Below are 12740 nucleotides of genomic sequence, written 5' to 3'. Positions count from 1 at the left end.
GACAATACAATGAAAATTGCCTTTTTAACACCCGAATATCCACATCCTGAATTAGGGAGTGCAGGCGGTATTGGAACAAGTATTAAAAATCTTGCGGAGAGCCTAACGGATTTGGGACATAGTGTGCGTATTTTGGTTTACGGACAAAAAAGCGAAACCAATTGGCAAGAAGGTGACATTACCATACAAAGCATAAAAAACGTAAAAGTGAAAGGCGTATCATGGTATGCTACACGTAAAAAATTGAAACGTATAATAGATGATTTGTTTGAAGCAAAGGAGATAGATATTGTTGAAGTGCCAGATTGGACGGGTATTTCGTCATTTATACAACCCAAGAAATGTCCATTGGTGATGCGCTTAAATGGGAGTGATACTTATTTTTGCCACTTAGACAAGCGACCAGTGAAATTCTGGAACAAATACCACGAGAAAAGAGCCTTACAAAAAGCTGACGGTCATATTGCTGTGAGTCAGTTTACAGCAAACAAAACTAATAAATTGTTTGGAACACAAATTCAATTTACCATTATTCCAAACGGGATAAACGTTAAGAAATTTCAAGCGACTACTGCAAACGAGGCAGATGAAAATACGATATTGTATTTTGGGACCTTAATTCGAAAAAAAGGCCTTTTGGAATTACCGTTAATTTTCAACAAAATAATAACGAAAAGACCACAAACAAAATTAGTGTTGTTGGGAAGAGATGCGAAAGATATTCAAACAGGTTCGGCATCTACTTGGCAGCTCATGCAACCCCTATTTTCAGAAGAAGCCTTAAAACAAGTTAGGTATTTAGGAGGTGCACCCTACGATGAAGTACGCCAACATATAGCAGCTGCAGGAGTATGCGTTTTTCCAACTTTTGCCGAAGCATTACCGGTTTCTTGGTTGGAAGCAATGGCAATGAAAAAAGCAATTGTAGCCTCGGTTATTGGATGGGGGCCAGAAGTGATGGAAACCAATAAAGAAGGCTTTTTAGTACACCCACAAGATCACGACAGCTACGCCAATGCAATTGTAGAAGTACTAGACAATAAAGAGCAAAACAGAAATTTTGGGGAAAAGGCTTTTGAAAAAGTGAAAGCGGTTTTTGACAATCAGTTGATAGCAGAAAAATCTTTACAATTTTATAAGGGAATAATAGAAAGTAAGCATAATGGAATTTAAAACATACACCAATTCAAGAGGTGAAATACTATATTATACAGGAGCTCCCGATTTGACAAAATTGGAAGTAGTATCGCTTGGGTATGGAGACCTTTGGCACAGCTCTTTCGAGCAAGGGTATAAAAATGCTTTTCCTGAAATTGTTTATTTTGCTGTAGTCTTTTTTTGGTATGTAAGGGATTTTGACAATTTAGACGAATGTGTGAGTTGGCGAATGAATCCAGGAGCATTTGCAATTCGAAAATCAGTTTGGGATACCTTAAAAGGTTTTGATAAGGAGTTTAAAAATCCAACCATGCAGGCATTGGATTTTGGTTATAATTTGTTGAAAAATTCAGGAGGAATACCACTTTACGTAAAAGATTTGTTCAAAGAGACAAAGAATACAATGCATCAGATTTCGGCATTAGATCGATATGTTTTTTTTAGAAAGAACTTTAAAAAAGAACATACGTTGTATATGCTGTTTAGAGAAGGTTTTTGGAAAATTAAGGAATGGGATGCTTATTTTAAGGCAAAAGCGTATAAATTTCGCTCCAATTATGAGCGAATCCCAGTTAGGGAATTACAAACAATAGAAGGAAAACCGAGAGTAAGTTATATTATACCAACAATGTTACGTCAAGATTTTACCTTGACATTATTAGAGGATCTGAAAAAGCAAACCTATTTGCCTTCTCAGGTAATCGTTGTGGATGCTACTCCAGAAGACCAACGCGATGAAAAATTGTATAATCCTAAAGAGTACCCATTTGAAGTAATATTCAATTGGCAAATAACAAAAGGTAGTTGTAGAGCACGAAATGAGGCTATAGCAATGTGTACAGGGGATTATATTATTTTTGGAGATGATGATATTCGTATACCTGCTGATTTTGTTGAGAATCAAATTCGTTTGTTACAGACCTACAAAGCAGATGCATGCAATGGTTTAGATATAAGGGCAGATCATCAGCAACAAACACTGTGCGATTTAGAACAAAAACTGCATGATTTAGGATGTAAACGTTGGAAAGTAGGAGTAACACCTAACTTCAGTAATGCGAATTCATGTGTGAAAAAAGAATTTGTAGACTTGTTACAAGGGAATGATATTAACTATGATGGCGGATATGGTGAAGACAGTGATTTTGGAATTTCGTTAGTAAAAAAAGGAATAACGGTATTGTATAACCCTTTTGCGGCAAATCTGCATCTAAAACCTCCAGTAGGGGGATATCGTTTTTGGGGAAGTCAAGCAAAAAAAACAGGAAAGAAGAGAAAAGTACAACCTTGGGAGTTAGATACACCAGTAAAAAGAATACGTCCAGTACCAAGTCCGACAATTATGTATTTCATACGAAAGCAGTTTGACAAGCGTAGTATCAGGGAATACAGTATTAAATATTTTGTATTATATCTATCCAAAGGTAAAATAATAGAATTACCACTGAAGCTTATAAAATTACCATATAAAATAGTACAATTTAGAAAAGCGGTATTTTATGCAGATAAATTGTTACAATTAGGTAAACGTACGTCATGATCATGAAGCTAAGTCTAATCATCTGCACCTATAAGAGGCCTAAAGCCCTAAAAACAGTTTTAAACTCTGTTAAAGCGCAATCGATATACCCTGATGAAATAATCATTGTAGACGGTTCACCTGATAAGGAAACAGCTATAATGTTAGAGGAAACTTCGTTTTCAAAGCTGAAGTATTACCAAGTACTAGAAACGGATAGAGGTTTAACCAAACAAAGAAATTTTGGAATTCAAAAGCGAGCAGCAGACACCAATATTGTTTGCTTTTTAGATGATGATACCATTTTAGCACCAACATATTTTGAGGAAATTCTAAAAACATATGAAAACTTTCCAGAAGCTTTAGGAGTTGGAGGCTATATTACCAATGAAGTGACTTGGCAAAAAGTGGAAGAGAATAAAAGCATAAAAAAAGAGGCCTTTGTTTTCGATGGGTATAAAAGAAAAGAAGGGGCACGTTGGTTGTGGCGCAGGAGACTGGGGTTAGATAGTGATGCACCACCTGGTTTTTTACCCGAATGCGGGCACGGTAGAAGTATAGGTTTTTTACCACCATCAGGTAAAACCTATCGAGTAGAACAATTGATGGGAGGTGTAGCCTCTTTTAAGAAGGAGGTATTGGATACGTTTCAGTTTTCCACCTATTTTGAAGGTTACGGATTGTATGAAGATGCCGATTTTACGCTAAGAGTGTCTAAAACAGGAAAATTATACGTGAATACAGCTGCGCAACTGGAACACCATCACGATGCGGCTGGAAGACCAAACCAATACCAATATGGTAAAATGGTAGTGCGTAACGGTTGGTACGTATGGCGGGTAAAGTACCCTAATCCATCATTTAATGCCAAAATAAAATGGCATGCAATTACACTACTCTTAATTGCAATTAGGGCAACGAATACCATGACCACAACAAAAAGAAAAGAAGCATTTACAGAAACCTTGGGAAGAACCATCGGTTGGTTTTCCCTTTTTATAAAAAAGCCAAAATAGAAGCGCTTTGTCAATCTGGTAGTGATAACGCAATCATAAATATACTCTTGACGACTTTTTCCCAATGTAGCAAATCCTTTTCTTTACGCAGGGTTTATACTGTGAAAAAGGGATTAAGAAAAGCGCATTGTAGTATATAAAAAAAATCATCTGCTCAGCATATTTTCAACCGACCTCTTTTACATTTGCGTAAGCCTGTGCTTCATTTTTAACCACTCGGAATTTTACTTTTAGTTATCCAATTCATGTATCGAAGCAAAACTCCTTTTCCGTAGTGTAGCAAATCTTTTTCGTTAAAAAATCCCGAATCCTTGTAGGGATTTTAGAAAATGATTTGCAGTTGCTTAAAAATGAATAATTTTTAAGGAAACACCTTGGAAAAGGGAAAGCCTTTCTTTGGTACTTTCTTTAGGCTAAAGAAATGCGAAGCATTCATGAATACAAATGAAAAACCATTAACACGAATGAATAAAGTACAAGTAATGTTATAAAAGCAGAACACCTCCTCGAGGAGGGACTACCTCGTACAACAAATACTAAATACTTAATTAATAGGTTTTCAGAGTAGTATAATTGCAGAGTAAAAAACAAAATAGTCAGTTCAGCACATTTTTAATCGGCCTCTTTTACATTTGCGTAAGCTTGTAGTGTTCTTTTGAAAAGGGAGTCGGGAGCAAGTCCGCGAGCATTTGAGATTAAGAGGAGAAACAAAGTTTCGGTAAAAATATCCGGTCACTGAGCGGAGTCGAAGTGATTAGGATGAAGTTTCGGTATAATAGGGATGTAGCCATTTGTTGTAAGAAAAACACCTCACTAACCCTCCTCGAGGAGGGACTCCCTCGCACAACAAATCACAGACCAATTGCCGAAATACAATTACGAAGTCAAATTGTATATTTACTACTATTGTCCTTTTCCGCAGTGTAGCAAATCCTTTCCGCAAAAAAAATCCTGAATCCTTGTAAGGAGTTTAGGAAATTAAAACCGGTCCCTGAGCATTTGAGATTAAGAGGAGAAACAAAGTTTCGGTAAAAAAGGGAGGTTCCTTAAAATGGATAAATTTTAAGGAAACACCTTGAGAAAGAACAAGCCCTTTTTGGTACTTTTTTATTCATTTATGTCTATTGTTTTTCATTTGTATTCATGAATGCTTCGTATTTGGGCTTTAAAAAAGTACAGAGTTGTAATAAAAAAGGAAAATACACCATCGCACCCCACCTTCAGGAGGACTCCCACTCTCCACTGAACACCAGTCACTAATCACAAAAAAACACACCCAAGGTCCCCTCTAGGGAGGCAATCCCTAGTAACACTGACCACTGATTATTGTAAAATCGACTAAATAGGATTCGGATTTTCTTTACGCAAGGCTTACGGTTACCATGCCAAAGTTTTTTAAAGTGCTTCGAACTGTTGGTTTGGTTTTACCAGCTGTAGGTGCGGTGGTAAGTTATACGATTTCGTTGGTGCTCAAAAGCCTTAAAAGAGCATAAAAAATAGTTTGCCTTAGCTCTGGTAACCTTTGGCTTAACCAAATGAAAGCCTAATCTTTTTGGATTAAGCTTTTATAGTTGTATAGGTAAGGGATAGGAAGCATTTTCGAGAGAAATGGGTATTTACAGCAATTGCTACATTTAAACAAAGAGCCTGAAAAAAGGAGGAAATGTAAGTATGTAACCTAAAACAATAAAGATTAAACCTATCTGGTATAGTTTTTTTCCCATTGGAGGTTTTCTGCTCAAGAGTACGTTAAAACTATACCACAATAGTAGCCAGACGAATACGGTTAGTCCAACTTTTCCCGACAATGGCCCTACTGCTTTTATCCATTCTAGGGATGTTTTAACAATGGGACTTATTTCAGAACCTACGACTGTTAGTCCGAAAATTGTACAAGCTATACCACTTGCTAATATCGCTGCACCAGCTTTGTTTTCTTGTGTTGAGTTGTTTATTGAATTCATATTATTGGTGCTTTTTTAGTGATTAAAGCCCCTAGAAGTGCAGCAACAGCTACGCTTATAAAAGCAAGGCTTAACAACAACATAAGCGCTTTTCTTAAGTATTCATTTTTAGCAATGGTTTCACCAGACATACTGGCAATATAGGCTACAGCGGTAAAAATAAAAGGGGATAACCAGCCGATATGTTCTTTCCATTCCATACCAAAAGAGTGCCAGCTTGATGTGTTTTTTGAAGCCTTTAATAAAGCTTGTGGATAGTTGATAAGTAAATCCCCTTCTTTGGGAACCGCTCTGTACCAAGGATAAGTGATAAAAGTACCGCTAATAACAGTAAACCAGCACATCAACGCTAAAAACCAAATTACAGCTTGCATGCGTTTGTTTCGAATAATTCTACCTTCTTCGCTTAATAGTTCCTGATTGTAGCTTCTTAGCCAAACAAAGGAAGCTCCAAATGATAGTAAAAATAATGAACCTAATACAATACCATGTAGTAAACCAAAAATTTCTTTTGTTGTTAATTCCATAAAAGAGTGTTTTATGTAAAAGGATGTGTAAATCAAATATATAAAAATATTTTTTATGATTTACGACTGTAGTATCCATTATGGTTTTGCGTTTGTAGCTTGATCTTTTTTAGGAATGGCCCAGAGTATTGTACTGAAGGGACTCTGGAACTGACAGCAGATATGCTGGTTTGTTGGGGTGGCTTTAGCAGCTCTGTAGTTGCTAAGGCAAGTTTTACGATTTCGTAAGTGCTTAAAAGTCTTCATAAGAAGCACAAAAAATAGTTCAACTTTAGTTGTGGTGACCTTTGAGTTAAACAAAAGAAAAGCCTAATCTTTTTGGATTAGGCTTTTCTTTAATAAGAGCGCTTTTCTTTAAAAAAGTGCACAGCAATAAGTTGTTAGTATGGTTTAATTTTTAGCATGCAAAATGGAGTTCCTTGTGACACGAGCATGTAGTGAGAAATGGCGCCAGGAAAAACCCTTTTTGGTACTTTTTTATTCATTCATATTTATTGTTTTTCATTTGTATTTAGGAATGCTTCGCATTTGGGCTTTAAAAAAGTACATAATTCTGATAAAAAAGAAAAAACACCTCACTAACCCTCCTCGAGGAGGTACTCCCTCGCACAACAAAACACTGAACACGGATTACTGAATTAAAAAGCAATATCACATCAAAAAGAAACGCTCTGCCGTGGCAAAGCGTTTGAAATATTGAGAGGTTAAATAACATCAAGTACACTTAAACTGTTAAATGCACCATCGTGCAGGGGGTATTGCATCCCATTGACGAGCTGAAAAAATTCCAATAAGAGGAAATGGAGTTGTAAGCCATTACCAGCAGGCACTGCGGTTGGAGTCAAAACCACATTTGCAACAGTCATGTCTAAAGGTAGATGCACAACGGCACTTAACTGCGTATCAAAAAGCCCAGTGGCCATATCCAAATTGACAAAGGCAGTACGGAAACCAACATGAGTAGCACCTTCAGGTGATAATATATGTTCTAAGGGTACCAAATCAGCAAAGCTAACAACTCCGGTAGTGGTACTTAGAGTATAAGGGGCATGTAATATAGTTTGCAGTAAAGCCCTTTGGTTAAAATTAAAACCTTTTAAGAGTGCTTTACCTGTTGGGGTTTGTAAACCTTCGCCAACCTTTCGAGCACCTCTTACGGAATTGGTATCTAAATTTTTAATGCGATGCAAGACCGATAGCATTCGGGAACTGAGTCTAGGATCTTTTGCACGTTGCAAAACAGTTGTGATAGTGTTTCGTATTAATTTACCAGCTTGTGCAGTAGCACCGAATTCAGCAATATTCTCTCGGGTACGGACATAAGCAGGATCTTTCATAATTCTGCTTTTAGAAACCCCACCTTTCATGCGAACCAAGTGTCCATCAATACTTTTGTAAAAGGTCAAACCATCCAGAGTACCTTCAACTTTTAAAATAGAATGTTGTTTTGCCATAATTTTTAAAATTTAAAATGAATAAATAGAATTTGGGCCCTAAATTCATTTCAAAGCTAAGAGGTTTAAAATCAGCAAACAAGAGTTTGGTTTGGTTCGTGTCCTAAATCGTACCAAATGTCTCAAATCGTACCAAATGTCCTAAAATGAACCAAATGGCACTTGTTTTTTTAATAAAATGAGAAGATTCAAGTATACTTATGACATGTTACGGTAAATAAATAGTGTTAGATTGTATGGAAATAAGTTAGGTTGTCCCGTACATATCCCATACATATCCCGATAAAAAGGAATAAATAAAAGCAGATATAAGGTAGCGCTAAAAGACGAAATAGATTTTTATAAAAGAAAGCTATCGCTTAAACGAGAAGCATAGTATATTTACACTTTATACGAAGAAAGTAAAAACAAATATGAATTTTGTAATTATTACACAAGTACCACATATGCATCAACATAATAGTTATTATGCCTATGCCCCTTATGTAAAAGAGATGAATATTTGGTTCAAGTACTTGGAAAAAATAACGGTTGTGGCTCCGATGTGTAAAGATACAATTTCGCCCATTTGGGAGGATTACCAACACAATAATTTGCAATTCATACCGGTAGCTGCATTTGATGTTACTTCTTTTAAAAATACTTTAAAGACGATTATTCAACTGCCAAGAATTGCATATTCGGTTTACAAAGCTATGGCAAAAGCGGATCATATTCATTTAAGATGTCCAGGTAACATGGGACTTATTGGAGCTGTAGTGCAAATAGCTTTTCCAAAAAAGAAAAAAACGGCCAAATATGCTGGTAATTGGGAGCCTAATAGCAAACAGCCTTGGAGTTACCGCTTGCAAAAATGGATTGTGAGTAATACTTTCTTAACACGCAACATGCAGGTATTGGTTTACGGAGAATGGCCGAATCAAACTAAAAATATAAAATCTTTTTTTACAGCGACTTACAGTAAAGAGGAAGTAATAAGTAAAAGTCAGGGGATTAGAAGTGTAAAGGATGAAACCATCCGATTTCTTTTTGTAGGTACCTTGTCAAAAGGAAAGCAACCCTTGTATGCCATTCAAATAGTGGAGCAGTTGAGCAATAAAGGGAAGAAGGTGGTTTTAGAGCTATATGGGGAAGGGGTACTACGATCCGAATTGGAAAAGTATATTACAAAGCAACAACTGCAAGATCAGATACAGCTAAAAGGGAATCAAAATAAAGAAGTCTTGAAAGAGGCTTATCAAAACAGTCATTTTTTAGTATTAGCTTCAAAAAGTGAAGGCTGGCCCAAGGCAGTAGCAGAGGCCATGTTTTGGGGATGTGTGCCGATAGCAACCCCAGTTTCCTGTGTACCACAAATGCTAGACAATGGTAAAAGAGGGGTAATGCTGACGGAAGCTATAATAGAGGATGTAGAAAAAGTTGCGCAATTACTAGAGGATGAACAAGCATACAAACGAACAAGTAGTGCAGCACAAAGTTGGTCACAACAATTTACTACGGAAGCATTTGAACAAGCAATAGCCCAAGTCTTGTTATCATAAGGAGAAGATATTTCTGAATTAATTTTCTATTTTTACAGCAATAACCGATAATTGTATAAGTGTCCCATTCTTCTAAAATACGTATTCTTCAAATGATTGACAGTTTAGAGCCTGGTGGCGCAGAGCGTATGGCAGTGAATTATGCCAATGCTTTGCATCAAAAATTGGGATTTGCGGCTTTGGTAGCAACGCGAGCAGAAGGTGATTTGAAACAACAGCTTGAAAACGGAGTTGTGTACCAATATTTGGCACGTAAGAGAGTGATGGATTGGAAAAGTTTAGCGCTTTTGCGCAAGATGGTAAAACAGCATAAAATCACACACATACAAGCGCATAGCAGTTCAATATTTTTCGCAGTACTATTGAAAATAGTGTATCCATCGATTACAATAATTTGGCACGATCACTATGGGAATAGTGAAAATATTCAATATAGACCAAAACAAGCCTTGCAATGGAGTTCATTGTTTGTAAAACAGATAGTGGTTGTGAATGAAATTTTAGGGCATTGGTCAAAGCAAAACTTATGGTGCAAGCAGGTGCTGTTTTTGCCAAATTTCACCATAGCAACAGAAACCCAGATAGCGGAGGCAACGATTTTAAAAGGATTAAAGGATAAACGCATTGTCTGTTTAGCCAATTTAAGACCACAAAAAAATCATAAATTATTATTGGAAGTAGCTAATATTGTTCACAGCCAACATCCCGATTGGACGTTTCACCTTATAGGTAAAGATTTTCAAGACAATTATGCAAAAGAAATAAAAGAAACAATTGTCAAATTGAAATTGGAGAATATAGTTTTTATATACGGAAGCAAATCCGATATAAACAACATATTAGAGCAAAGTACCATTGGTGTGTTGACCTCCAATTCAGAGGGATTGCCAGTAGCAATATTGGAATATGCAAGAAAGGGATTGCCGGTTGTAGCGACAAACGTAGGGCAGATAGCAACGGTATTAGAAGGAGGGGAGGCAGGTGCTTTAGTAGCATCAGGTAATACAGATGATTTTGTGAAGGAGTTGATGAGGTTAATAGAAAACAAGGATTTACAAATAGAATGGGCAACGAAACTGAAGGAGAAAGTGAATCGTGATTTTGGAGTAGATACTGTAATAAATGCCTATTTAAAACAATTATGAGAGGCAATAAATTTACGTATACAACAGTGTTAGCAGCTCATGTAGCTTTGGGAATAGCGGTATTTGCGGCACCACTATTGTCGAAAGTTTACGGTTTTTTGGTACTTATTATGGGGACGGTTTTACTACTGAATACCAAAAATAAGAACAATGAAGCGTTAGTTTTAGCAGCTTATGCAGTGGGTTCAGAAGTATTGTTACGGATGACAGGAGGAAATCTAGTACATGAAATCGGAAAGTATGAAGTATTGTATTTCCTCATTTTAGGGATGTTTTATACAGGGTTTTCAAAACGGAGCTGGATCTATTTGTTTTTCATAATGCTTTTAGTGCCTGGAGTATACATTGGAGCTACAACTATGTTGGATGGAGTTAACGTTCGAAAAGCTATTATGTTTAATATACTAGGTGAGTTAACGCTCGGAATAAGTGCTATTTATTGTTACCAGCGGAAAGTTACGTTGGAACAAATGCAATACATTATCAAAGCATTAGCGTTACCTTTAGTAAGTGTTTTAGTGTATTTATTTTTATACACTCCTTCAATAAAGGATGTAGTAACAGGTACACAATCAAATTTTGAAACATCAGGAGGCTTTGGTCCCAATCAGGTGTCAACGGTATTAGGATTAGGGATGTTTTGTTTTTTGGCACTTTTAATGATGTATTCCAAAACAAGAAAAGAACAACTAGTACATTTAGGATTATTATTGATTGCTTCTTATCGCGGTATTGTAACTTTTTCCAGAGGAGGTGTTTTTACTGCTTTAGCCATGATGGCTGTTTTCTTTTTCACACTTTTTTGGTTTGCCAAACTAAGAACAAGAAATTTTATACTACGACTAGTACTTATCGGATTTGTTTTGGGAAGTTTGGTGTGGAGTTATTCGGTTATTCAAACAGGCGGATTGATTGAAAATCGTTATGCCAATCAAGATGCTAGAGGTAGGGAAAAGGAAGATAGTTTGGGAGGTAGAGAACAAATTGCAGGGACAGAAATTCAAATGTTCATGGATAATCCTATTTGGGGTATAGGGGTTGGAAACAACAAAGGTTACCGGGAACAATTAACAGGAATAGTGGCAGCTTCGCATAATGAAATTACACGCTTACTTGCAGAACATGGCGCATTTGGAATAGTAGCACTATTGATATTGATAGTGACGCCTTTGTTTTTATACATCAACAATAAAGCCCATTTGTTTTTAGTGTCTTTTTATATCTTTTGGGCTTTGACCATCAACCATGCTGCGATGCGGATTGCGGCCCCGGCTTTTGTGTATGCACTTGCTTTATTAAACGTTCAAGTAACAAACGATGACAAAAATACTCTACATCGGGAACCAAGTGTCCCGCCACAGACGGAATAAGACCACAATCGAAACATTGGGGCCTGCTTTGGAGGCGGAAGGGTTTACGGTAGTGTACGCTTCCAGCCAGAAGTATTTTATTTTCCGCTTGTTGGTGATGCTATGGCGTTGTGTAACGGTTGCCAAAGCCAATGCTATTTTTATCGATACCTACAGTACCAAGGCGTTTTGGTATGCTGTGCTATGTGCAAGGATAGCACGCTGGCGTAAAATTCCCTATCTACCCTTATTGCACGGTGGTAATTTACCGCAACGTTTAAAACAAAATCCTAAAAGCTGTCAACATTATTTTTCAAATGCCTATCAAAATATAACACCATCTCATTTTTTAATGAAGGAGTTGGAAGCGGTCGGGTTGGATAAAGTACGCTATATTCCCAATGCCTTACCATTACAAGAGTATCGTTTTAAAGTGCGATTGACTTTTGAGCCCAACCTTTTGTGGGTACGTGCCTTTGCTACGATTTACAATCCAGAAATGGCAGTGCACGTTTTAGTTGAAGTACAGAAAGTATATCCAAAAGCAACCCTTACGATGGTGGGCCCGGATAAAGATGGAAGCTTGGTTGCAACAAAGACTTTAGCAAAGGAGTTGGGGGTGTCCGTTACTTTTACAGGCCAACTTTCGAAACAAGAATGGCGAGAATTGGCAGCAAAGCATGCGATTTTTATCAATACAACCCATGTGGACAATACGCCCGTTAGTGTGTTAGAAGCAATGGCTTTAGGTTTAGCAATTGTTTCCACTAATGTAGGTGGAATTCCCGATATGGTGACCAATGAAAGCGAAGGCCTATTGGTAGAAGATGCCGCAGTAAGTGCTATGGCAACAGCAATAATGGATTGTGTTAATAACCCTATAGCGACTCGAAATAGGGTGCAAACAGCAAGAAAAAAAGTAGAAAACTTTGATTGGACTAAAGTGAAGGGAAAATGGATACAACTTTTAGAGGATTTGCCTCAAAAGGAACCATAAAAGCTTTTTTTAAATAATCTTCATTTGTTTAGCGAATGGAATAATTTCCTTATTTTGCAATGAAAACCTA

The 12740-nt window shown here is 36.9% G+C and carries 10 protein-coding genes; 7 read left to right on the top strand and 3 right to left on the bottom strand.

All coding sequences use genetic code 11. From position 1 onward, the window contains the following. The first annotated feature begins 9 nt into the window (after positions 1-9). Genes ACFS5J_RS03120 through ACFS5J_RS03110 form a run of 3 tightly spaced genes read left to right on the top strand, consistent with a single transcriptional unit; the run spans position 10 to position 3693 of the window. The gene (locus tag ACFS5J_RS03120) at positions 10-1173 is read left to right on the top strand and encodes a glycosyltransferase family 4 protein (protein WP_379810528.1); all 1164 of its coding nucleotides are present in this window, start codon (positions 10-12) and stop codon (positions 1171-1173) included. Beyond that, a complete protein-coding gene (locus ACFS5J_RS03115; RefSeq protein WP_379810527.1) occupies positions 1163-2698 on the top strand; it encodes a glycosyltransferase family 2 protein in 1536 nt (511 codons plus the stop codon). Before ACFS5J_RS03120 ends, ACFS5J_RS03115 begins: the two co-directional genes overlap by 11 nt. Positions 2699-2700: 2 nt before the next feature. After that, complete coding sequence (locus ACFS5J_RS03110; RefSeq protein WP_379810526.1) at positions 2701-3693, top strand: glycosyltransferase family 2 protein; 993 nt, start codon at positions 2701-2703, stop codon at positions 3691-3693. 1634 nt (positions 3694-5327) lie between these two features. Here ACFS5J_RS03110 and ACFS5J_RS03105 read toward each other — a convergent pair. The 3 genes from ACFS5J_RS03105 to ACFS5J_RS03095 all read right to left on the bottom strand — a co-directional run bounded on the left by ACFS5J_RS03105 (position 5328) and on the right by ACFS5J_RS03095 (position 7638). Then, positions 5328-5657 (bottom strand): hypothetical protein, encoded by a 330-nt coding sequence (locus ACFS5J_RS03105; RefSeq protein ID WP_379810525.1) that lies wholly within the window; start codon positions 5655-5657, stop codon positions 5328-5330. After that, positions 5654-6184: a hypothetical protein gene (locus ACFS5J_RS03100; RefSeq protein ID WP_379810523.1), complete on the bottom strand. Its 531-nt coding sequence runs from the start codon at positions 6182-6184 to the stop codon at positions 5654-5656. The genes ACFS5J_RS03105 and ACFS5J_RS03100 overlap by 4 nt, the downstream gene beginning before the upstream one ends. A 704-nt stretch (positions 6185-6888) precedes the next feature. Then, positions 6889-7638: a hypothetical protein gene (locus ACFS5J_RS03095; RefSeq protein WP_379810522.1), complete on the bottom strand. Its 750-nt coding sequence runs from the start codon at positions 7636-7638 to the stop codon at positions 6889-6891. Positions 7639-8051: 413 nt separating this feature from the next. Here ACFS5J_RS03095 and ACFS5J_RS03090 point away from each other — a divergent pair, with 413 nt between their 5' ends. From ACFS5J_RS03090 to ACFS5J_RS03075, 4 genes are all read left to right on the top strand, one after another. Continuing rightward, positions 8052-9179, top strand: coding sequence for a glycosyltransferase (locus tag ACFS5J_RS03090; RefSeq protein ID WP_379810521.1), 1128 nt, complete (start codon positions 8052-8054; stop codon positions 9177-9179). Between the two features lie 92 nt (positions 9180-9271). After that, complete coding sequence (locus ACFS5J_RS03085; protein ID WP_379810520.1) at positions 9272-10324, top strand: glycosyltransferase; 1053 nt, start codon at positions 9272-9274, stop codon at positions 10322-10324. Further along, positions 10321-11694 carry an O-antigen ligase family protein gene (locus tag ACFS5J_RS03080; protein WP_379810519.1) on the top strand — a complete coding sequence of 458 codons (1374 nt, stop codon included), beginning with the start codon at positions 10321-10323 and terminating at the stop codon, positions 11692-11694. The genes ACFS5J_RS03085 and ACFS5J_RS03080 overlap by 4 nt, the downstream gene beginning before the upstream one ends. Before the next feature lie 16 nt (positions 11695-11710). After that, complete coding sequence (locus ACFS5J_RS03075) at positions 11711-12670, top strand: glycosyltransferase family 4 protein (protein WP_379810518.1); 960 nt, start codon at positions 11711-11713, stop codon at positions 12668-12670. The last annotated feature ends 70 nt before the right edge of the window (positions 12671-12740 follow it).

Origin of the sequence: Flavobacterium chuncheonense (genome assembly GCF_042686145.1) — a bacterium.
Lineage (GTDB): Bacteria > Bacteroidota > Bacteroidia > Flavobacteriales > Flavobacteriaceae > Flavobacterium > Flavobacterium chuncheonense.
Note: the sequence above shows the minus strand (reverse complement) of the source record. Positions and strands in the feature narration are given on the sequence as shown.

Coding starts and splice junctions, on each gene's coding strand:
- ACFS5J_RS03120 (WP_379810528.1), top strand. CDS start 10: ATGAAAATTGCCTTTTTAACACCCGAATATCCACATCCTGAATTAGGG.
- ACFS5J_RS03115 (WP_379810527.1), top strand. CDS start 1,163: ATGGAATTTAAAACATACACCAATTCAAGAGGTGAAATACTATATTAT.
- ACFS5J_RS03110 (WP_379810526.1), top strand. CDS start 2,701: ATGAAGCTAAGTCTAATCATCTGCACCTATAAGAGGCCTAAAGCCCTA.
- ACFS5J_RS03105 (WP_379810525.1), bottom strand. CDS start 5,657: ATGAATTCAATAAACAACTCAACACAAGAAAACAAAGCTGGTGCAGCG.
- ACFS5J_RS03100 (WP_379810523.1), bottom strand. CDS start 6,184: ATGGAATTAACAACAAAAGAAATTTTTGGTTTACTACATGGTATTGTA.
- ACFS5J_RS03095 (WP_379810522.1), bottom strand. CDS start 7,638: ATGGCAAAACAACATTCTATTTTAAAAGTTGAAGGTACTCTGGATGGT.
- ACFS5J_RS03090 (WP_379810521.1), top strand. CDS start 8,052: ATGAATTTTGTAATTATTACACAAGTACCACATATGCATCAACATAAT.
- ACFS5J_RS03085 (WP_379810520.1), top strand. CDS start 9,272: ATGATTGACAGTTTAGAGCCTGGTGGCGCAGAGCGTATGGCAGTGAAT.
- ACFS5J_RS03080 (WP_379810519.1), top strand. CDS start 10,321: ATGAGAGGCAATAAATTTACGTATACAACAGTGTTAGCAGCTCATGTA.